Origin of the sequence: Streptomyces sp. NPDC008086 (genome assembly GCF_042957325.1) — a bacterium.
In the GTDB taxonomy this organism is placed as follows: domain Bacteria; phylum Actinomycetota; class Actinomycetes; order Streptomycetales; family Streptomycetaceae; genus Streptomyces.
In genome coordinates this window covers 762,145-782,044 of the sequence record NZ_JBIBIA010000005.1, presented here as the reverse complement: position 1 = coordinate 782,044, position 19,900 = coordinate 762,145, and the positions used below count along the sequence as shown (strand labels likewise).

Here is a 19,900-nt window from a genome sequence, read left to right as displayed (position 1 = left end):
TCCCAGACGGTGGACATCGTCACCTCCTGGCGGCTCAGCAGAACGCCGGGCAGCGGGCCGCTGTCCCAGAACTTCTTGATGTCGCCCCGCAGCCGCGTCAGCACCTCGAACGCGCGGTCCACATCCAGCGGATACAGCTTGTCCGCGGGGACGCCGTCCGCCAGCAGCGCGAACTCCAGCTCCGGCAGGTCACCGTCCGGGTTGCACATCGAACGCCCGCCCTGGAAGGCACTCGTGTCGAAGAAGTCAGCCCACGACTGCGGCTTCCTACCCCCGAAAGCATCCGTGCGATACGCCATACAGGCGCCGTAGAAGCTGCTGCCGATCGCGTGGTCCGTGACCTGGGCCTCGGGGATCTTCGCGCTCTTCACGCTCTTGACCCGGTCCAGATCCAGCCTCTCCAGCGCATCCTGCTGGACGTACTTGGTGTGCGACATCATCGAGTTGTTGATCAGGTCGCACTGCGGCCGGCCCTGCTTGATCTGGGCCAGCAGCGGAGCGTCGTCCAGGTTCAGCACCTTCACCTGGATGCCGGTCTCCTGCGTGAACGGCGTGTAGATCGCCTTCTGCAGAGCCGCACCATAGGAACCGCCACTGTCACGGACGACCACCGTCTTCCCGCCCTTGCCACCGCTACCGGCGCCGGACCGGCTGGTGCCGGTACCACAGGCAGAGAGGGTGGTCGCAGCGGCGACACCCGCAGTGACCCCGCCTATTCCTCGCAGGAACAGTCTGCGGTCTATTCGGGCATCTTTCATTTGGTGCCTCCTGGTGGTACTGGCCGTGAGAAGGGGCGGCTGGGGACGTGGGAAGGGGGGCGGCTGAAATAGAGGTCTAGGGGCGGGGATCCACCTCGTCGGATCCGGCTCCCAGGCCGGGAGGCCGGAGAGTGTCGGCCCGCGCTGCCGTGTCGGGGTCCCACGGGACGGCCAGGGCGGCCAGTTCCTTGCCGGGGGCGACGGTGAGGCCGTGCATGCCGTAGATGATCCGTCCGTCGGCCGGGGCGTGGACGGTGTGTTCGCGGCCGTCGACGGGGTCGATGATGCGGCCGAGGAGGTCGCCTTCGGTGACTTCGCCGATGATGTCGGCGTCGAAGGAGAACTCCGGGTACCACAGGCCGGTGGCCTCGGCGGTGGCGCCGCCGGACCAGACCCATTCGCGGATCGGTGCCGGGGTGGAGCCGTCCTGGTCGAGGACGCCCAGGTGGCGCAGTGCCTTCAGCAGGCCGTCGACACGGCGGAGGGCGGTGGCCTCGTCCCGCTGGCCGAGCTGGCCCACCTCGACGAGGACCGCCGAGACGCCCCTGCGGGCGGCGGCCGCGTGGCTGTTGCCACCCTCGGGCGTCAGCCCGATGATGACGTCCTCGATGCCGAAGGAGCCTGCCAGTTCGGCCGTCGCCTTGTCCAGGTCCGGGTCACCGGTGACCCGGTAGCCGACGAAGTCCCGCAGGACCTGGTCGATGCCCCCGCAGTGCAGGTCGATGTAGACGTCGGCGCCGTCGACCAGGTTCGCGAAGAGCCAGGCGGCCAGCCGCTCGGTGGGGCCGCCGGCCGGGTCGCCGGGGAAGACGCGGTTGAGGTTCACGCCGTCGACCGGGGAGATGTTGAGCCGGCCCTGGTACACCGCAGGCGGGTTGGCAACCGGACAGATGATCACCTGTCCGTGCACCTCACCGGGGTCCAGCCCGTCCGCCAGTCGCACGGCGGCGTCGATGGGCGGGAACTCACCGCCGTGCACACCCGCGGTGATGACGACCCGGGGGCCGGGGCGGGCCCCGTTGACGAGGGTCAGCGGGATGTCCGCGGTGAGGGTGCCGAGGTCGGCGCGGACGGTGCCGCGGGCCTTGGCGCCCGGCTCGGCGACCAGGGTGCCGACGGAGAGCGTGGTGTCGTTCATGGTCATGCCTCCGTACGGCCGATGGTGGACAGGAAGTCGATGGGCTGGGGCGAGGCGCCGTCCAGCGCGAGGTCCGCGGCGATGTCGCCGAAGGCGGGCGAGAGTTTGAAGCCGTGACCGGAGAATCCGGCGAGGAGGATGACGTTCTCGGCGCCGGGCAGCGGGCCGACCAGGGGGCGGCTGCTCTCCGTGTAGCCCTCCATGAAGACGGACAGGCGAGTCGGGTCCGGGTGCAGATCGGGCAGGTAGCGCCCGATCAGCTCGGAGAAGACCTCCAGTTCGTCCGGCCGCACGGTGCGGTCCAGCTGGTTGGGGTCGTCGGCGAGCCGGTGCAGCGCGCGGGACAGTCCGAGCTTGACCGAGATGCCGTCCGGGGAGGGCAGGCCGTAGCAGTGGGTGGGTGCCGTACGGATGAACGCCGGACGCTCCTCGCCGAACCAGGCTTCGGGGGCGGTGGGCACGTACCAGGCGCTGACAAGGCGGCGGACTTCCACCTCCCACGGCAGGTCGGGCAGGAGGTCGTTGACCCAGGGGCCGGGCGTGACGACGGCGGTGTCGAAGCGCTCGCTGCCGGAGTCGGTGCGGATCTCCACACCGCCCGCGACGGGCACTATCTCGCGGACCGTGGTGTAGCGGTGGATCACGGCGCCCAGTTGCTCGGCGCGGCGGGCGGCGGTCTGGATCGTCAGCTCCGGGCGGATGAAGCCGGCGCGGCGGTCGAGTACGGCCGCGTCGCCGTCCTCTATGCGGTACTGCGGGAAGCGCTTGTCGAGCGTCTCGGCGTCCAGCACCTCGTGGTCGAGGTCATGCTCGGCGATGGACTGAAGGACGGTGGCCATCTGCTGGTGATCGGTCGGCCCCATGAGGAGGCACCCGGTCAGGCGGCGCAGCTCGCGTCCGGTCTCCTGCTGGAGCTGCTCCCAGAGAGCGTCGGCGTGCTTGAGGAGCGGGACGTAGCGGGAGTCCTCGAAGTGCGCGCTGCGGAAGATCCGGGACTCGCCGCCGGCGGCGCTACGGTCGTGGCCGGGTGCGTAGCGGTCGTATCCGACGACTTCGGCGCCGCGGGCCGCCAGCCGCCAGGCGGCCTGGCTGCCCATCGTTCCGACGCCGACCACCGCGACGCGCTTCCTGGCAGCTGACACAGGACTTTCCTTTCGTATCGCCGAGGCGCATGCTGGGCCTTCGACGTGAGGCTGTTCGATTCGAGATGGTTTGGGCGGGAGCCAGGTCCTCGTTGTGGACCTGAGGCTCGCAACCGCCGCGTCTCGCAGTCCGGCTCACTTCGGGGGGGTCTCCACCAAGGGCCGTGCCACATTGTGGAATGCTGTGCTAGAATCTGGCACAGAGAATGACAGTGGATTCCGAGGGGAGTCAAGAGGGTGTCCAGCAGAAATTACGAGGATTAACAGGGGGAAACCGGATGGAAATGAAGAGCGTCACCAGGTCGCTGCGCGTCCTGGAGGCGGTCGCCCAGCATCAGCCCGTGACCGTGGGGGAGTTGACGAAGCTCTTCGGACTGCCGAAGTCCACCGTGCAGCGCACCCTGGTCACACTGGCGGAAGCCGGCTGGCTGCGGGCGAACCGCAAGGACACCACCCGCTGGGAGATCGGCGCCCGCGTCCTGGCCGTACGACCCGCCGCCCTACAGGGCTCCAGCCTGTTCGCCGCCGCCCGTGAACCCATGGTTCGCCTTCGGGACGCGGTGCACGAGACCATCCACCTGTCGGTGCCCGACGCCCTGCAGTGCATGGTCGTGGTGGACCGCGTCGATTGCGACCATCCGGTACGGACCTTCCACACGATCGGCGACACCTCACCTCTGCACGCCACAGCCGTCGGGCGCGCCGTTCTCGCGCACCTGCCGAGGCGGGACGTCGAGGACCTCATCGCTGCCGGGCTGGAGCGATTCAGCGACACGACTCCCGATGAACCGGACGACCTGCGCGCCGAGCTGGACCGCATCCGCACCGACGGCTACGCGGTCAACCGCAACCAGTTCCGGCCGGGCGTCTGCGCCGTCGCCGCCGCCGTGCTCGACGAGGACGGCACCCCACTGGCAGCCGTGGCCGTCTCCATGCCCGAGGCACGCTATGACGAGGAACGGGCGCCCAAGTGGGGCCGCCTCGTCGCGGACACGGCCGCGGAGATCTCACAGCGCCGCCTGGGCGCCTGACCGGCGGACGACGACCCGCAAGCCGTCGACCGAGGGCCGGCTCGCACGCGTCAGCGCGCGAGCCGGCCCTCAGTCTTGTGTCACGGCAGCCACCGCCCCGCGCCCCGCCGGGGGGAGGCCGGACGCGGGGCGGCCGCACCACGCGGCACGGCAGGCCTGGTCAAGGCACCACCGCTGTCCGTTGCCGCGGGGAATCGGGACTCCCGGCGCACCTCAAGGCCGGTCCGCCGATCAGCCGAACTTCAGCGTCATGCCGCATTGTGGAACGCTATGCTAGAGTCCGGCACGAATCGCGATCGAGACTCCGTTCTGGAGTCACGAAATGAGAACCGGGAATCCACAGGTCTGAGGGGGCATCGAATGGAAATGAAGAGCGTCACCAGGTCGCTGCGGGTTCTGGAGGCGGTCGCCCGACATCAGCCCGTGACTGTCGGGGAGTTGACGAGGATTTTCAGCCTGCCGAAGTCGACCGTGCAGCGCACCCTCGTCACCCTCAAAGAGGCGGGCTGGCTGCGGGCGAACCGCAAGGACACCACCCGCTGGGAGATCGGCGCCCGCGTCCTGGCCGTACGACCCGCCGCCCTACAGGGCTCCAGCCTGTTCGCCGCCGCCCGTGAACCCATGATCCGGCTCCGCGACGAGCTGAACGAGACCATCCACCTGTCGGTGCCGGACGCCCTGCAGGGCATGGTCGTCGTCGACCGCGTCGATTGCGACCACGCCGTACGCACCTTCCACGCCATCGGCGACACCTCGCCCCTGCACGCCACCGCCGCCGGGAACGCCGTCCTCGCCCATCTGGGGAAGTCCGAGATAGACGAGGTCACCGCGGGCGGGCTGGAGGGTTACGGCGAGGAGACCATCACCGAGCCGGGGCGACTGCGGGCGGAGCTCCACCGCGTTCGAGAGCGTGGCTACGCCGTCAACCACAACCAGTACCTGCAGGGTGTCTGCGCGATCGCGGCACCCGTGCTCGACGGTGAGGACACACCGCTGGCCGCCGTGGCCGTCTCCATGCCCGACTCCCGCTTCGAGTCCGGCCGACTGCCCGAGCTGGGCCGGCTGGTCGCCGAGACGGCGGCGGAGATCACCGCCCGGCACCTGGCCTGACGACGGCTGCGGCATCACTTCACGATCACGTAGATCTTGCGCACGGTTTCGATGGTCTTCCAGACACCGACGAAACCCGGCTTCATGACAAAGCTGTCGCCCGCCTTGTAGACCACCGGCTCACCCCCGTCCGGCGTCAGTTCGACGACGCCGGCGAGGATATGGCAGAACTCGAAGGTCTCACCCTTGATCGAGCGCGTCTCGCCGGGCGTCGCTTCCCAGACTCCCGTATGGATCATCTCCCCGCGGGCGATGTCCTGGGGCCAGGTCATGAACGCCGGGTCGCCGGATACCAGACGTTCCGGGAGCGGGCCGGACTTGTGCGGCGCGACGGAGGGATTGCTGTCGATGGTCTTCAGGAACGACATGGTGTTTCCTTTCCTGGGTGCGAGTCCCGGAGTCGAGAAATTGACGGCCGCGGCCCGCGTCGATCCCCGGGCCCGGGCAGGAGAGGCTGCCGGACTCGCAGGTTGCCGAGGCCGTCGCCGAGGAGAGATCACGGGCCGTGCACCCGCGCCCGGTGGCGTGGAGGACCGGGCACGGGTGAGGCCCGTCACGGTGCGCGCTGCGGCGCGGTCAGGGCATGACCGCCGTCAGCTCACGGGCACCGCGAGGTACTGGTACTCCAGGAACTCGTCGATCCCGACCCGGCCGCCCTCGCGGCCCAGCCCCGACTGCTTGACGCCGCCGAAGGGTGCCGCCGGGTTGGACACCAGACCCGTGTTCAGCCCCACCATGCCCACCTCCAGCCGCTCGCTCACCCGCAGGGCACGGTCGAGGCCCTCGGTGAAGACGTAGCCGACCAGGCCCCAAGGGGTGTCGTTGGCCCGGTGGATCACCTCGTCCTCGTCGTCGAAGGTGAGGATCGCGGCGACCGGGCCGAAGATCTCCGTTTCCATCAGCCGACTGCCGGGATCGACGTCGGCCAGCACGGTCGGCGGGTAGAAGCAGCCGGGGCCTTCGGGGGTACGGCCTCCGACGAGCACCTGCGCCCCGCGCTCCACCGCGTCGGCGACCAGATCCGCCACCTTGGCGCGCCCCGTCCTGTCGATCAGCGGGCCGACATCGACGCCGTCCCGGGTGCCCGGGCCTACGATCAGCGAGCCCATGCGCTCGGCCAGGCGCCGCCCGAACTCCTCCGCCACCGAGCGGTGCACGAAGAAGCGGTTGGCGGCCGTGCACGCCTCGCCCATGTTGCGCATCTTGGCGACCATCGCGCCGTCGACGGCCTTGTCCAGGTCGGCGTCCTCGAAGACGATGAACGGCGCGTTCCCGCCCAGCTCCATCGAGGTTCGTACGACCGCCTCCGCGCTCTGGGCGAGGAGCAGCTGTCCGACGGCCGTGGAGCCGGTGAAGGAAAGCTTGCGAATCCGCCCGCCGCGCAGGAGCGGTTCGCACACCTCCCCCGCACGGGAGGTGGTGACGACGTTGAGCACGCCGTCCGGCAGCCCGGCCTCCTTGAGGATCGCGGCGAGGGCAAGGCTGGACAGAGGGGTCTGCGGGGCGGGCTTGAGCACCATGGTGCAGCCCGCGGCGACCGCCGGGCCGATCTTGCGGGTGCCCATGGCCAGCGGGAAGTTCCACGGGGTGATCAGCAGGCAGGGGCCGACCGGGCGGCGGGAGAGCAGCATGCGGTTGCGGCCGTCCGGCAAGGTGGCGAGGCCGCCGTCGATGCGCACGGCCTCCTCGGAGAACCAGCGGAAGAACTCGGCCGCGTACGCCACCTCGCCCCTGGCCTCGGCGAGCGGCTTGCCCATCTCGGACGTCATCAGATGGGCGAGCTCGTCGGTACGCTCGATGATGATCTCGTAGGCGCGGCGCAGGATCTCGCTGCGCACCCGGGGTGCCGTACGCGCCCACTCCTCCTGCGCCTGCACGGCCGCTTCCTCGGCAAACTTGGCGTCCTTCGCGCCCGCGTCGGCCACGTGGCAGAGGACCTCGCCGGTGGCGGGGTCGTCGACGGGCATGGTGGCACCGTCCGCGGCATCCACCCAGGCGCCACCGATGAACAACTGTGTGGGTGTGTCGGTCATGAGTTCTCTCCTGGTTGTCCGGGTCGGTCGGCGGCGGGGTCGAGCAGTTCCGCGAGGTGCAGGGCACGGATGCCCCGGTCTGCGGCGAGGTGGTCGATCTGGGTGGCACAGCTGAAGCCGTCGGCCACGACGACGGCCGGTGCGCCCGGGTCGATGTCGTCGAGGCGGGGCTTGAGGGCGAGGTCGGCGACTGCCATCGAGGTGTCGTAGTGCTGCTCCTCGAACCCGAAGTTGCCGGCGAGTCCGCAGCAGCCCTCGGCCTCGTCGACCTTGCGCACGCCGAGGCGGCCGAGCAGGTCGCGGGGGTGGCGGCCCTTGAAGGTGGCGTACTCGTGGCAGTGGGTCTGCAGCACGACGTTGTCCGGCAGCTCCGGGGGCGTCCAGCCGGGCGCGGCGAGGTCGGTGAGGGCTCCGGTGAGGGTGTGGACGCGGGCCGCGACGCGCCGGGCGGCGTCGGTGCCGAGGAGTTCGGGCACGTCACGCTTGAGCGCCGCGGCGCAGCTGGGTTCGGCCACGACGATGGGCCGTTCGTCGCCGTTGTCCAGGCGGGCGACGGTGCGGGCCATGATGCGGCGCGCGAGGGACAGCTGTCCGGTACTCACCCAGGTCAGGCCGCAGCACAGATCGTCCTCGGCCGTGCAGGGGATGCCGGCGTCGGCGAGTACGCGGCTCGCGGCCCCGGCCACCTCGGGGCGGAAGGCGCGGGTGAAGCTGTCCACGAAGAGCAGCGTCTTCGTCGGTTCGCCGGTCCGCGACGCGCGCAGGGCCCGGCGCACCGCGCGGCGGGAGGCGAAGGCCGGGATCCGGCGCTTGGTGGTCACGCCGCCGAGGCGCGCGAGCAGCTTCCCGACGGGGCCGCGCAGCAGCGCGTTCACCGGGCGGGCCACGTATCCGACGAGCTTGGACGTCAGGGGCAGCCAGCCCAGGGAGTAGTGGGAGCGGGGTCTGACTCTGCCTTTGTAGTGCTGGTGCAGGAACTCCGCCTTGTACGTGGCCATGTCGACGCCGACCGGACAGTCGCTGGAACAGGCCTTGCAGGACAGACACAGGTCGAGGGCGTCACGCACCTCCGTGGAGTGCCAGCCGTCCTGGACGGTTCCGCCCCGCACCATTTCCTGGAGCAGACGGGCCCGGCCCCGCGTCGAGTCGTTCTCCTCCCCCGTGGCCCGGTAGCTGGGGCACATCACTCCGCCGGCGTCGCTGCGGCAGCGGCCGACCCCGACACAGCGGCGTACCGCTCCCGCGAAACCGTCCTCGTCGTGGGGGAAGGAGAACAGCGTCTCGACGGGCAGCACCTCGGCGGGCGTGTGCAGTGCCAGGTCGGCGTCGAGGGAGGCCGGGGCCACGATGACGCCCGGGTTGAGCAGCCCTTCGGGGTCGAAGATCTCCTTGAAGCCGGCGAATGCCCGGATCAGCCGGTGGCTGTACATGACCTCCAGCAGCTCGCCCCGGGCCCGTCCGTCGCCGTGCTCGCCGGACAGGCTTCCGCCGTGCTCGACGACCAGGGCGGCGGCCTCCGTCAGGAACCGGCGGGTGGCGGCCCGCCCTGTGTCCGTGGCGAGGTCGAAGTCGATGCGCACATGGACGCAGCCCGCTCCGAAGTGCCCGTACAGCACACCGGTGAGACCGTGCGCGGCCAGCAGCTTGCGGAAGTCGCGCAGATAGGCGGCCAGGTTCTCGGGCGCGACGGCGGCGTCCTCCCAGCCCGGCCAGGACTCCCCGCCGTCGACCAGGCGGGCGGCGAGCCCTGCCCCGTCCTCGCGGACCCGCCACAGCGAGCGCCGCTCGGCCGGACTGTGCACGACCCGCCCACCGGTCATCCGGCCCTGCGCCTTGAGCACGTCCAGCAGTTCGGCGGCGCGGGCGTCGACGGCCGCCTGGTCGTCACCGTCGAGCTCGACGTACAGCCAGGCACGCCCCTCGGGGAGGCCGGTGACGGAGTCCGGGCCGCGCCGGGCGCGCATGGTGGCGACGATCGCCTCGTCCATGCCCTCCACGGCGGTGGGGTTCCGGCGCAGGATCTCGGGGACGTCCTCGGCGGCGTCGACCACGTCGTCGTAGCCGAGGGTGAGCAGGGTGGAAGCCTGTGCGGTCGCCACGAGGCGGACCGTCGCTGCGGTGACGACCGCACAGGAGCCCTCGGTGCCCACCAGTGCGCGGGCCATGTCGAAGCCGTGCTCGGGCAGCAGGTGGTGCAGCTGGTAGCCGGAGACCTGGCGCGGTACCCGGCCCAGCTCGGTGCGGATCGACGCCAGGTTGCCGTCGATCAGGCGGCGCACGTCTGCTTCCAAAGCGGCGACACGCCGGACGGCTTCCGTGTCGTCCGGGTCGACGGCGCGCAGTCCGGTGCGGTCGGCGACGGCCCGCACGCCGTCGGCCGTCACGATCTCCAGCGCCTCGATGTGGCCGCTGGTGCGCCCGTGCCGCACGGATCGGTTGCCGCACGCGTCGTTGCCGATCATGCCGCCGATGGTGCAGCGGCTGTGCGAGGAGGGGTCGGGGCCGAAGGTGAGCCCGTGCAGGGCGGCCGCGGACCGCAGCGCGTCCAGGATCACTCCGGCCTCGACGCGCGCGGTGCGGGTCACCGGGTCGATGTCCAGGATCCGGTTCAGGTACCGGGAGAAGTCCAGCACGACGCCAGGTCCGACGGCGTTTCCCGCCATGCTGGTGCCGCCGCCGCGCGCGGTGACCGGAATGCCTGTCTCACGGCAGGCCCGCAGCACCGCGACGACGTCGTCGGCGCTGCGGGGAAACACCACGGCCCTCGGCGGGACCCGGTAGTTGGAGGCGTCGTAGGCGTAGAGACCCGTGGAGCCGGGGCCGGTCTCCACCCGCAGGCCGGGAGCGGTCTCGCCGAGCCGCGCGACCAGCGGCTCCAGGGCCGTGGTGATGTCCGTCATCGCCGTGCCGCTCCCGATGTGCCGACCTCGACCGCGGTCGCCCACGCCTGCAGGCCCTCGTCCACCGCGGTCTCGTCGATGACGAGTGCCGGGATCATGCGGACGACCTGGTTCCAGGCGCCGCACAGCAGCAGGAGCAGGCCCTGGTCGACGGCGGCGCGCTGGACACGGGCCGCGGTCTCGGGGTCGGGGCTGCCGTCCTCGGTGACGAACTCGGTGGCGAGCATGAGGCCGAGGCCGCGCACGTCTCCGATGCCCGGCGTCCGGTCGGCCACCGCCTCCAGGCCCTGGCGCAGCCGCTCGCCCATCGCCTCGGCGTTCTCGACGAGCTTCTCGTCGCGTACGACGTCGAGGGTGGCGCAGGCCGCGGCGCAGGCGACGGCGTTGGCGCCGTACGTCCCGCCCTGCGAGCCGGGCCACGCCTTGGTCATGAGCTCCTCGGAGGCGGCGATGCCGGACAGCGGGAAGCCGCTGGCCAGGCCCTTGGCGGTGACGAGGATGTCGGGTGTCACGCCGAAGTGGTCGTGGCCCCAGAAGCGGCCGGTGCGACCGACGCCGGTCTGCACCTCGTCGTGGATGAGGAGGAAGCCGTGCCGGTCCGCGCGCTCGCGCAGGCCTTCCATGAAGGCGCGGTTGGCGGGCACGTAACCGCCCTCACCGAGCACCGGCTCGACGATGATCGCGGCCGTGTCGGCGGGCGAGGAGATCGTCTGGAGTGTGTAGTCGAGCTCCTTGAGGGCGAAGCGGGTGGCGGTCTCCTCGTCCCAGCCGTACCGGTAGGCGGCCGGGAAGGGAGTGACGACCACGCCGCTCATCAGCGGGGAGAAACCGGAGCGGAAACGGGTGCCGGAGGTCGTCATGGCGGCGGCTGCGACCGTACGACCGTGGAAGCCGCCGTGGCAGACGATGACGTTCGGCCGACCGGTGGCCTGGCGGGCCAGGCGCAGCGCGGCCTCGACGGCCTCGCTGCCGGAATTGGTGAAGAACAGGCTGTCCAGGCCAGCGGGCAGCACCTCACCGAGCTTTTCGACGAGGTGGCGCAGCGGCTCGTGCATGACCGTCGTGTACTGGCCGTGGATCAGCGAGCCCACCTGCTCCTGGGCCGCCGCGACGACCTTGGGGTGGCAGTGGCCGGTGCTGGTGACGCCGATGCCGGCGGTGAAGTCGAGGTAGCGGCGGCCGTCCTGGTCGAAGAGGTGGACGCCCTCGCCTCGGGCCGCCACCACGGGCGTGGCCTGGCGAAGGTGCGGCGACAGTGCGGTCATGTTCGTCTCCCGGCCTCGGTGTTCGGTCTGCTGCGGTCTCCTGAGCATCTCCGCGGTCGGGGGGTGCGCCAACCTGCGATCTGTCCGGCCGGGCCGCGACATCCGGACGATGTGTCAGCCTCCTCGAAGGCATGCCGGGTGCTCTTCGCTCACGGACCGCACTTGCGCTGGTCAGCGACGCTTGTCACAGTGGCCGGGCACTCCCGGGCGCTGGGCCGTGCTCGGCAGGGACCCCATGGAGACATGTGAACGACAACCACCCGGCCGACCACGGGCCCGCCCGTGCGCTCACCGTGGCCGACGTCCTGGCCCTTCCGGTCCTGGCCGCGGGACGCCCCCAGGTCGTCACCGGTGTGGCCGACCTGGACCGGCCGGTCAGGTGGGTCCACATCACGGAACTGACCGACCCCGCGTCCTTCCTCAAGGGCGGCGAACTCGTCCTCACGACCGGCATGCCGCTTCCGGAGGACGCGGCCGGTGTGCGCCGGTACGTCGACGAACTCGCCGGCATCGGGGCCGCGGCGCTGGTCATCGAACTCGTACGCCGCTATCACCGACCGCCGGACGCGCTCGTCGACGCCTGCCGCCAGCGCGGCCTCCCCCTCGTCACCCTCGCCAAGGACGTCAACTTCCTGGAGGTCACCCAGGTCGTGCACACCCTGCTGCTCGGCAACCAGGCGGACGCGATGCGCCGCGCCCAGCGCATCCACGAGGCGTTCACCGCCCTGACCCTGCGCGGCGCCGGCCCGGAGGACGTGGTGCGCGCGGCGGCGGAGATGTGCGGCCGCACGGTCGTCCTGGAGAACCTGGTGCACCAGGCCCTGATCTGCGAACCGTCCGGGCTCACCGTCGAGGAGGCACTCGCCGACTGGGAACAGCGCTCCAGGGCGACCGGGCCCGGCGACAACACGGCGATCCGCGGCCCGGAAGGCTGGCTCACGGCCTCCGTCGAGTACCAGGGCGAGCGCTGGGGTCGCGTGGCCATGCTCCCGGCGCGCACCGCCGGACCGACGTTCGGGCCGGAGGACATCACCCTGCTGGAGAGGACCGCGATGGCACTGACCGTCGCGCGCCTGATCCACCCCACCCCATGGGAACGCACCGCACACCGGAACGCCCTTCTCGACCTCGTGGAACAGCGCCACCGCTCCGCGCAGGACGCCCGCGCCCGCTGCGCCGCACTGGGCCTGCCGACTGATCGAAGCCATTTCGTCGCCGCCCTGGTGGACCTGCGCGCAGAGAAGCGAAGAGCCGAGACCGAGTCCCGTCTGCTGCAGGAGCTGAGAACGGCAGGCGTCCCGGCCCTCGTCGGCGAACTGGCCCCCGACCGCCTCGGCATCCTGCTGGCTCTGCGCACCTCCCAGCCCTGGCGTCCCATCGTCGAGCGCCTGTCCGGCACGGTACTGGGCCTGGCCCCGGAAGCCGTCGTGAGTGTCGGCTCCGAGGTCACGGACCTCACCGACACCGCCCGCTCGTTCCGTGCAGCGGCCCGCGTCGCCGAGGCCACCCCGTCCGGTCAGCCCCTCCCTCCGGACCGTTCCTTCCACGAACTGTCCGACATCGGTCTGCGCCGCCTGCTGTACGCGCTCCGTGAGGACGCCCGGATCCAGGAGTACACCGAACGGCAGCTCCGGCGCCTCATCGACCACGACACCCAGCACGGCACCGACCTGCTGACGACCCTGCGCCACTACCTCGACGCGGCCGGCAACAAGACGACCGCCGCGCGCCGGGGCGGCCTCTCCCGCGAGACGATGTACCAGCGGCTGCGCACCATCGAGCGTCTCCTCGCCCGTGACCTCGAATCGGGCGACCAGCGCACCGAGCTCCATGTGGCACTCACGGCACTCGACGTGTTGCGAGCCGACTGACGCGGAATCCCGGGGCGGGGGCTGATGGCAGGAACACTCAGTCCTCGTGGCGCACGTCGGTCGTCGCCCGCCTCGCGGTATGGGTGTGCACGGTGCCGTCGGGGCCGCCGATCCGCAGTCGCCATGGGTGCTGGCTGGCGGTCGTGACGCGGAGCAGGCTCCCTCGGTGGACGGCGAGGCGGGCCGTCCCACCGGGGCGGTCCGTGCGCGGCATCACGACCGTGGGCCGCGCGCCGCCGGTGAAGGCGTGCACCCTCAGGGCGGAGACCAGGTGCTGGTCGTCGGCGCGCGGATGTCGGCACCTCGGCCGCATAGCGGGCGGTCGTGGGGTGCGCCGCACCGGATGTCGGTTGAGAGGCAGGTTGTCGAAGCGCATCGACGCCGCCCTTTCCGCCCACAGTCCGTCAACTAACAAGGATGGAGTGACTTTCTTCATGCCGAGTCTCTTGTTTCGCACGAAACCTGTCCGTTAACTTCCCCATCTAGTGAAGCGCTTCGACACATCGGAAAGAAGGGCTGTTCCATGACGCACGGAGTCGAACCGCCAGAGCTTCGTAGGCGCGGCGGCGCAGCAGGACCTTGGCTCGCCCTCGTGGCCCACGCTCACCTTCGGGTCCGGCCCGAGGCGGGAACTGAGCCGGTCAGCCGACCGACCACATGATCGGCCGGCTGACCGCCGCCCTGGTTCACCATCGCCCACCCAGAGGCGCTGGCGATCATGGCCGACGGCATCCGCCTGGTCCACGGCAGCGCGCTTCTGGGGCGACGAGATCATCGCCGCCTACTGCGAGCAGCGCGACGCGATCCGCGAGCACAGCGACCGTCCGGTGACGACGAACCTGATGCTGCCCTACTGTCTGCGGCTCGACGGGTGGGCGTTCGCCCGCGAACTCGACGTCGTCGGCTGCGACCAGTACCCGGACGCGAACGGCCTCGACGGCGCCGCACATGTGGCCCACTACGCCGACCGCTCCCGCTCCCTGGCCGGCGGCCGCCCGTGGCTGCTGATGGAGCACGGCACCCACGACCTGCTCACGGGCAGCCCGGCACTGACCCGGCACCGCTTCGGCAGCGGACAGGGCTGGTATCTCTCCACCCGCCTCGACGACTCCGACTACGGCGCCCTGGTCGGACGGCTCCCGAAGGACGGCGGCGTCGAGCCGGAGCCGCCGGGCCTGCCGGCCGGTGCCGAAGCCGTCACCCGGCACGCAGCCGACGGCCGCCGCTGGCACGTCCTGATCAACCACACCGCGGACGCCGCGCCTCTGCCGGATCCCGCCCATGCCCTGCTCACCGGCACAACCGCCCACGAACTCCCGCCCGGCGGCTGCGCGGTCCTGCGCGGTCACTGACCTGGAGAAGGACACCATGGACAATGAACAGCGGAGCTTCAGCTGGGGTCACGAGGCCCTGCGACTCGACTTCGTCCTCGGCGACGACGGCAGCGCCCGTCTGACACACCTCGGACTGCCCGGCGAAGCGGGCAGCGACACCGGTGCGTCCCTGCCGCTGGTGGAGGTGACAGCCGCGGGTCACGGCCGCGGCTGGTCGGGCAGCCGTCTGATCGGGACCGCTCTCGGTGGGCGGCTGCGCCATCGGGCCCACCGCGCGGCCCGCGACGGTGACTGGCACACCCTGACCGTGCATCTCCACGACCCGGAAACCGGGCTGGTCGCGGAGGTGGCCTACCGGTCGCGGGACGGCATCCCCGTGCTCCGCAGCGAGGTCACCCTGCGCAACGAAGGGCAGACCACGCTGCACCTGGAGTCGGTCAGCTCGCTCACGGTGGGCTGCCTCACCCCGCAGGACCCGGCGGCCGTCGACGCCACCGACCTGCTGTGGGCGGACAACGACTGGCTCGCCGAGTGCCGCTGGCAGCGCCAGCCTCTGCGCCGGACCACGCCAGGCGTCAGCGGACGCGTGCAGTACGGGCATGGCAAGGCCGGCTTCGCCCTGAACGGCCAGGGCACCTGGTCGAGTTGCGGACACCTGCCCATGGGCGGCCTGACGGACCGGCACACCGGCCGCAGTTGGGTGTGGCAGATCGAGCACAACGGCGGAGGCTGGCGCTGGGAGTGCCAAGAGCACGACCGGGCGGCCTACGCGGCGCTGTTCGGGCCCACCGACACCCACCACGGCTGGCGGCACCCCCTGGAACCCGGCGCCGCCTTCCGCACCGTACCGGCCGCGCTGTCCTTCAGCGCCGACGGCGGCCCCGATGAGGCGTTCGCCGCACTGACCCGCTACCGCCGCGCTCAGCGCCGCCCGCATTCCGACCACCGAGGGCTGCCGGTCATCTTCAACGACTACATGAACTGCCTGATGGGCGACCCCACCACCGACAAGCTCCTGCCCTTGATCGACGAGGCCGCCGAGGCCGGCGCCGAGTACTTCGTCATCGACGCCGGCTGGTACGACGACGATGACGGCGGCTGGTGGACCACCGTCGGCGCCTGGGAACCGGCCACCTCCCGCTTCCCCGGCGAGAAAGGGATCCACGAGGTGCTGGACCGTATCCGGGAGCGCGGCATGGTCCCCGGGCTGTGGCTGGAGCCGGAAGTCGTCGGCGTCGACAGCCCGATGGCCGAGACCCTGCCCGACGAGGCGTTCTTCCGCCGCGACGGCGCCCGCGTCTCGGAAGTCGGCCGGTACCACCTGGACCTGCGCCACCCCGCCGCCCGGTCCCACCTGGACCGGGTCGTGGACCGCCTGGTCGGCGAGTGGGGCGTCGGCTATCTCAAGCTCGACCACAACATCGACCCCGGTTCCGGCACCAGCGCCCACCCCGGCGAGAGTCCCGGCGCCGGCCTGCTCGGCCACAACCGGGCGCATCTCGACTGGCTCGACGGCATCCTCGACCGCTACGCGCACCTGGTGCTGGAGAACTGCTCCTCGGGCGGCATGCGCTGGGACCACGCCCTGCTGTCGCGACTGCAGCTGCAGTCCACCAGCGACCAGCAGAACCTCCACCTGTACGCGCCCATCGCGGCCTCCGCACCCACCGCTGTCACTCCCGAGCAAGGCGCCGTCTGGGCCTACCCGCAGCCGGAGGACTCCCTCGACGAGGTCGCCTTCACCATGGCGAGCGGACTCCTGGGCCGCATCCACCTCTCCGGCCACCTGTCGGAGCTGGGGCCCGAGGCCCGCGCCCTGGTCCACGAGGCGGTAAGCGTGTACAAGTCCATCCGCGCGGACCTGCCACGGGCCGTGCCCTCCTGGCCACTTGGCCTTCCCGGTTGGGACGACCCCTGGATCGCTCTCGCCCTGCACACCCCCGCCACCACCTACCTCACCGTATGGCGCCGCTCGGGCAGCGAGGTCACCACCCTCCAACTGCCCGAACGGGCGGGCGGTGCGGCCGACATCGAGGTGCTGTACCCCGCAGCACACCAGGCCGTCGCCGTCTGGGACCCGGACACGGCCGACCTCACCGTGACCCTGCCCACCGCGCCCTCCGCGGCGCTGTTCCGCATCACCCGCACAGAGCCGGACGCTTCCTGAGCGCCGTCCCTGCCGCCCACCCGACGAAAGGACGCCCAAGAGTGCCCGCTCAGAACCAACCCGCCCGCGCCGCCAATCCCGTGCTCCCCGGGTTCCACCCCGACCCGAGCATCTGCCGGGTCGGCGACGACTACTACCTCGCCTGCTCCAGCTTCGAGTACTTCCCAGGCGTACCCCTTTTCCACAGCCGTGACCTGGTGCACTGGCGGCAGATCGGCAACGTCCTGGACCGACCGGAGCAGTTGCGTCTGCCCACCTCCATGCCGTCCTCCGGCGGGATCTACGCCCCCACCCTGCGCCACCACGACGGCCGCTTCTGGCTGATCGTCACCAACTGCAGCGAGGGCGGCGGCAACCTGATCGTCACGGCCACCGACCCGGCCGGACCATGGTCGGATCCGATCTGGGCGCCCGGCGTGCCCGGCATCGATCCCGACCTGGCGTGGGACGAGGACGGCAGGTGCTGGTGCACGGTGGCGGGGGTGTCGCAGGTCCGCCTCGACCCTGCCACCGGCGAGACGCACGGCACACCGCACGAGGTCTGGTCCGGCGGCCCCGGCGCGAAGGCCCCGGAGGCGCCGCACCTGTACCGGGTCGGCGACTACTGGTACCTGCTCATCGCCGAGGGCGGCACCGAACGCGGGCACGGCGTGTCCGTCGCCCGTGGCCTCACGCCGACCGGCCCGTTCGAGCCATGCCCGGCCAACCCGATCCTCACCCACCGCGGCACCGACCACCCCGTGCAGAACACCGGGCACGCGGACCTGGTCCAGGCGCCCGACGGCTCCTGGTGGATGGTTTTCCTCGGCGTACGCCCGCGCGGCGGCACACCCGGCTGGCACGCGCTCGGCCGGGAGACCTTCCTGGCTCCCGTGACCTGGGAGGACGGTTGGCCGGTCGTCGGGGAAGTCACCTTGGACCTACCCGCGCTCCCCTGGCCCCTCTCCCCCGCTCCCGCTGAGGAACGGCACGACGACTTCGAGCTCAGCGAACTCGGGGCGACCTGGATCTCCGTACGGGACCGCCCCGCCGAGCTCTGCACCACCAAGGAGCGCCCCGGATGGCTGACGCTCCGCGCGCGGGGCGGGTCCCTGGACGAGCCCGACGTGGTGTTCACCGGCCGCCGCCAGCAGCACCTCACCTGCCGGGCACGCACCCTGGTCGACCCGGGGCAGGGGCGCGGCGGCCTCGCCGTCCGGCTGGACGAGCGGCACCACTACGCGATCGAGGCGTCCGGGACCGACGTACGGGTGATCGCGCGCGTCGGCTCCCTGCGCACGGTCGTGGCCGAACTCTCCGTGCCCACCGGGCCACTGGTCCTCGGCGTCACGATCACGGATCCGCAGCCTCCGCTCGGACCGTGCACCGGCCCGGACACCGTCTCCCTCGGCATCGAACAACCCGACGGCATGTTCACCGAGCTCGCGGCTCTCGACGGCCGCTACCTGTCGACCGAGGTCGCCGGCGGCTTCACCGGCCGCGTCATCGGCATGTACGCGGCTGAGGGCACTGTCCACTTCGACTGGTTCGACTACGAGCCCCTGGACAGCTGACCGGTGCACTCCCTCCTGCCACACCGCCAGTTGTGACAGTCAGTGGCGAGGTGGTGCAGGTGAGGGTCGGACGCACGCCGTGCCGCGGCGATCCGTCAACTCCCCGCGACAGCGCAGGCGGCGCCGCGTCACCCTGGGGGACGTGCGGCGCCGCAGGTCAGCGTGGTGCCGTCAGGGTGGTGCCGGGGGTGAACTGCCACCAGTTCATGTTGAGCAGGTAGCCGCTGCCGCCGGTGAACCGCAGATAGAGGTCCTGCGTTCCGGCCGCGCCGCCTACCGGGCAGGTCACCGTCGTCCAGGCCTGCCAGCCCCCGGTGTTCGGCACACCGCACCGGCCCACGACCGTCCCGCTCGGCGAACCCAGACGCAGTTCGACGGTGCCACCGCCGCTGCCCGAGGCCACCCGCGCGGTGAAGGAGGACGCGCCTTGTCCGAAGGCCACGCCCTTGACCTTGATGTGGTCGCCGTTCTCGATCCAGCCGACGTTCATTCCGCCTTCGCCGGCCGGTTCGGTCTCGATCCCGGATCCCCAGGCGAGCGTCTCGGCCTCCTGGCGTACGTACGGGTTGAGCGTGCCGGCCTGGGGTGCGCCGGTGTTCGTCATGGTGATGGTCGGGATCGTGCCGTCGGCGTTGTAGGAGAACCTCTCCACCGCGACCGAGCGGGTGTAGCCACCGCCGCCCGGAAGTGCGCCGTTGTGGTAGAAGAAATACGAACTGCCCTTGAAGTCCACGATTCCGGGGTGGTTGGTGAAGCTGCTGCCCTGTGTGGGCATGACGGTCCCGCGGTAGGTCCAGGGCCCGGTCGGGCCGGGCGCCGTGGAGTAGGCGATGAATTCCGAGCAGCACTTGGCCGCGAACACCATGTAGTACAGGCCGTTCCGCTTGTAGACCCAGGGGCCCTCCTCGTAGAGCGTGGGACGGTTGGGGTCACCGACGCGGGTGCCGAACCCCGCGGTGGTGAGCGGGATCCTGGTGGGACTGCCCGAGTAGGAGGTCATGTCGGCGTTCAGCCTGACGTACCACAGATTCGGGTTGCCCCAGTACAGATAGGCCTGGCCGTCGTCGTCGATGAAGACGGTCGGGTCGATCTCGCCGTTCTCCAACAGGGGACGGCCGAGGGCGTCCCGGAACGGGCCGGTGGGGCTGTCCGCCACCGCCACGCCGATGGCCATCCGGCCGGTCGCCCGGTTCTTCACGGGTACGTACCAGTAGAACCGGCCGTTGCGCTGCACGGCCTGTCCCGCCCACGCGTCGGCGGACGCCCAGCTGAAGGTGGCCAGGCATAGCGGGGAGCCGTGGTCGGTCCAGTTGACCATGTCGGCGGAGGACCACACCCGCCAGTCCTTCATGGTGAAGTAGGTGGAGCCGTCCTCGTCGTGCCCGGTGTAGAGGTAGACCCGTCCGTTGTGGACCAACGGGGCCGGGTCGGCGGTGTAGACGTGCTGCACGATGGGGTTGTCGGCTCGGGCCGCGGTGGGCTGTACCGCGGCGGGAACGACGGCGAACGCCAGCAGGAGGCCCAGCACCCAGGCGGCTGCCCGGGTGAGCCTCGTGCCGGTGGTGCGTGACGGTCGAGCCGTGCTCATCAAGACCTCC

At 71.2% G+C, this 19,900-nt stretch carries 15 protein-coding genes; 6 read left to right on the top strand and 9 right to left on the bottom strand.

Annotation, left to right across the window (positions count from 1 at the left end; translation table 11 throughout):
- From ACFZBP_RS21235 to solA, 3 genes are all read right to left on the bottom strand, one after another.
- The coding region (locus ACFZBP_RS21235) for an extracellular solute-binding protein (RefSeq protein WP_391415085.1) at window positions 1–758 on the bottom strand (758 nt) is incomplete at its 3' end.
- Between the two features lie 76 nt (window positions 759–834).
- Window positions 835–1,896, bottom strand: a complete 1,062-nt coding sequence (locus ACFZBP_RS21230; protein WP_391415083.1) for a succinylglutamate desuccinylase/aspartoacylase family protein — start codon at window positions 1,894–1,896, stop codon at window positions 835–837.
- Between the two features lie 2 nt (window positions 1,897–1,898).
- On the bottom strand, window positions 1,899–3,038 hold the full coding sequence (gene solA / locus ACFZBP_RS21225; protein WP_391415081.1) for an N-methyl-L-tryptophan oxidase: 1,140 nt from the start codon (window positions 3,036–3,038) through the stop codon (window positions 1,899–1,901).
- Between the two features lie 284 nt (window positions 3,039–3,322).
- On the opposite strand from solA, the gene ACFZBP_RS21220 reads away from it, so the two are divergent.
- Together ACFZBP_RS21220 and ACFZBP_RS21215 are read left to right on the top strand one after the other, a co-directional pair.
- Window positions 3,323–4,069: an IclR family transcriptional regulator gene (locus tag ACFZBP_RS21220; RefSeq protein ID WP_383460880.1), complete on the top strand. Its 747-nt coding sequence runs from the start codon at window positions 3,323–3,325 to the stop codon at window positions 4,067–4,069.
- Window positions 4,070–4,435: 366 nt separating this feature from the next.
- Window positions 4,436–5,179: an IclR family transcriptional regulator gene (locus tag ACFZBP_RS21215; protein WP_383460877.1), complete on the top strand. Its 744-nt coding sequence runs from the start codon at window positions 4,436–4,438 to the stop codon at window positions 5,177–5,179.
- Between the two features lie 14 nt (window positions 5,180–5,193).
- Here ACFZBP_RS21215 and ACFZBP_RS21210 read toward each other — a convergent pair whose 3' ends face one another.
- The 4 genes from ACFZBP_RS21210 to ACFZBP_RS21195 all read right to left on the bottom strand — a co-directional run bounded on the left by ACFZBP_RS21210 (window position 5,194) and on the right by ACFZBP_RS21195 (window position 11,377).
- The gene (locus ACFZBP_RS21210) at window positions 5,194–5,547 is read right to left on the bottom strand and encodes a cupin domain-containing protein (protein WP_383460854.1); all 354 of its coding nucleotides are present in this window, start codon (window positions 5,545–5,547) and stop codon (window positions 5,194–5,196) included.
- A 225-nt stretch (window positions 5,548–5,772) separates the two neighbouring features.
- On the bottom strand, window positions 5,773–7,212 hold the full coding sequence (locus tag ACFZBP_RS21205; protein ID WP_391415079.1) for an aldehyde dehydrogenase family protein: 1,440 nt from the start codon (window positions 7,210–7,212) through the stop codon (window positions 5,773–5,775).
- Complete coding sequence (locus ACFZBP_RS21200; protein ID WP_391415077.1) at window positions 7,209–10,112, bottom strand: FAD-linked oxidase C-terminal domain-containing protein; 2,904 nt, start codon at window positions 10,110–10,112, stop codon at window positions 7,209–7,211. The genes ACFZBP_RS21205 and ACFZBP_RS21200 overlap by 4 nt, the downstream gene beginning before the upstream one ends.
- Entirely contained in the window at window positions 10,109–11,377 is a 1,269-nt protein-coding gene (locus tag ACFZBP_RS21195; protein ID WP_391415074.1) for an aminotransferase class III-fold pyridoxal phosphate-dependent enzyme, read from the bottom strand. The genes ACFZBP_RS21200 and ACFZBP_RS21195 overlap by 4 nt, the downstream gene beginning before the upstream one ends.
- 245 nt (window positions 11,378–11,622) lie before the next feature.
- On the opposite strand from ACFZBP_RS21195, the gene ACFZBP_RS21190 reads away from it, so the two are divergent.
- Window positions 11,623–13,248 (top strand): PucR family transcriptional regulator ligand-binding domain-containing protein, encoded by a 1,626-nt coding sequence (locus tag ACFZBP_RS21190; protein ID WP_391415072.1) that lies wholly within the window; start codon window positions 11,623–11,625, stop codon window positions 13,246–13,248.
- A 37-nt stretch (window positions 13,249–13,285) separates the two neighbouring features.
- Here the strand turns inward: ACFZBP_RS21190 and ACFZBP_RS21185 are convergent, their stop codons facing one another.
- Window positions 13,286–13,624 (bottom strand): hypothetical protein, encoded by a 339-nt coding sequence (locus ACFZBP_RS21185; RefSeq protein ID WP_391415071.1) that lies wholly within the window; start codon window positions 13,622–13,624, stop codon window positions 13,286–13,288.
- Between the two features lie 256 nt (window positions 13,625–13,880).
- Here ACFZBP_RS21185 and ACFZBP_RS21180 point away from each other — a divergent pair, with 256 nt between their 5' ends.
- Genes ACFZBP_RS21180 through ACFZBP_RS21170 form a run of 3 tightly spaced genes read left to right on the top strand, consistent with a single transcriptional unit; the run spans window position 13,881 to window position 18,302 of the window.
- Window positions 13,881–14,600 carry a beta-galactosidase gene (locus tag ACFZBP_RS21180; RefSeq protein ID WP_391415135.1) on the top strand — a complete coding sequence of 240 codons (720 nt, stop codon included), beginning with the start codon at window positions 13,881–13,883 and terminating at the stop codon, window positions 14,598–14,600.
- Window positions 14,601–14,616: 16 nt separating this feature from the next.
- Window positions 14,617–16,749 (top strand): alpha-galactosidase, encoded by a 2,133-nt coding sequence (locus ACFZBP_RS21175; RefSeq protein WP_391415069.1) that lies wholly within the window; start codon window positions 14,617–14,619, stop codon window positions 16,747–16,749.
- Window positions 16,750–16,790: 41 nt separating this feature from the next.
- Window positions 16,791–18,302 carry a family 43 glycosylhydrolase gene (locus tag ACFZBP_RS21170; protein WP_391415067.1) on the top strand — a complete coding sequence of 504 codons (1,512 nt, stop codon included), beginning with the start codon at window positions 16,791–16,793 and terminating at the stop codon, window positions 18,300–18,302.
- Between the two features lie 157 nt (window positions 18,303–18,459).
- Here ACFZBP_RS21170 and ACFZBP_RS21165 read toward each other — a convergent pair whose 3' ends face one another.
- Window positions 18,460–19,890, bottom strand: a complete 1,431-nt coding sequence (locus tag ACFZBP_RS21165; protein ID WP_391415064.1) for a family 43 glycosylhydrolase — start codon at window positions 19,888–19,890, stop codon at window positions 18,460–18,462.
- Window positions 19,891–19,900: the final 10 nt, after the last annotated feature.

Bases quoted from the DNA above. Each gene is read 5' to 3' on its own strand.
- ACFZBP_RS21215 (WP_383460877.1), top strand. From the start codon at position 4,436: ATGAAGAGCGTCACCAGGTCGCTGCGGGTTCTGGAGGCGGTCGCCCGA.
- ACFZBP_RS21230 (WP_391415083.1), bottom strand. From the start codon at position 1,896: ATGAACGACACCACGCTCTCCGTCGGCACCCTGGTCGCCGAGCCGGGC.
- ACFZBP_RS21220 (WP_383460880.1), top strand. From the start codon at position 3,323: ATGAAGAGCGTCACCAGGTCGCTGCGCGTCCTGGAGGCGGTCGCCCAG.
- ACFZBP_RS21165 (WP_391415064.1), bottom strand. From the start codon at position 19,890: ATGAGCACGGCTCGACCGTCACGCACCACCGGCACGAGGCTCACCCGG.
- ACFZBP_RS21210 (WP_383460854.1), bottom strand. From the start codon at position 5,547: ATGTCGTTCCTGAAGACCATCGACAGCAATCCCTCCGTCGCGCCGCAC.
- ACFZBP_RS21195 (WP_391415074.1), bottom strand. From the start codon at position 11,377: ATGACCGCACTGTCGCCGCACCTTCGCCAGGCCACGCCCGTGGTGGCG.
- ACFZBP_RS21175 (WP_391415069.1), top strand. From the start codon at position 14,617: ATGGACAATGAACAGCGGAGCTTCAGCTGGGGTCACGAGGCCCTGCGA.
- ACFZBP_RS21185 (WP_391415071.1), bottom strand. From the start codon at position 13,624: ATGCGCTTCGACAACCTGCCTCTCAACCGACATCCGGTGCGGCGCACC.
- ACFZBP_RS21200 (WP_391415077.1), bottom strand. From the start codon at position 10,112: ATGACGGACATCACCACGGCCCTGGAGCCGCTGGTCGCGCGGCTCGGC.
- ACFZBP_RS21205 (WP_391415079.1), bottom strand. From the start codon at position 7,212: ATGACCGACACACCCACACAGTTGTTCATCGGTGGCGCCTGGGTGGAT.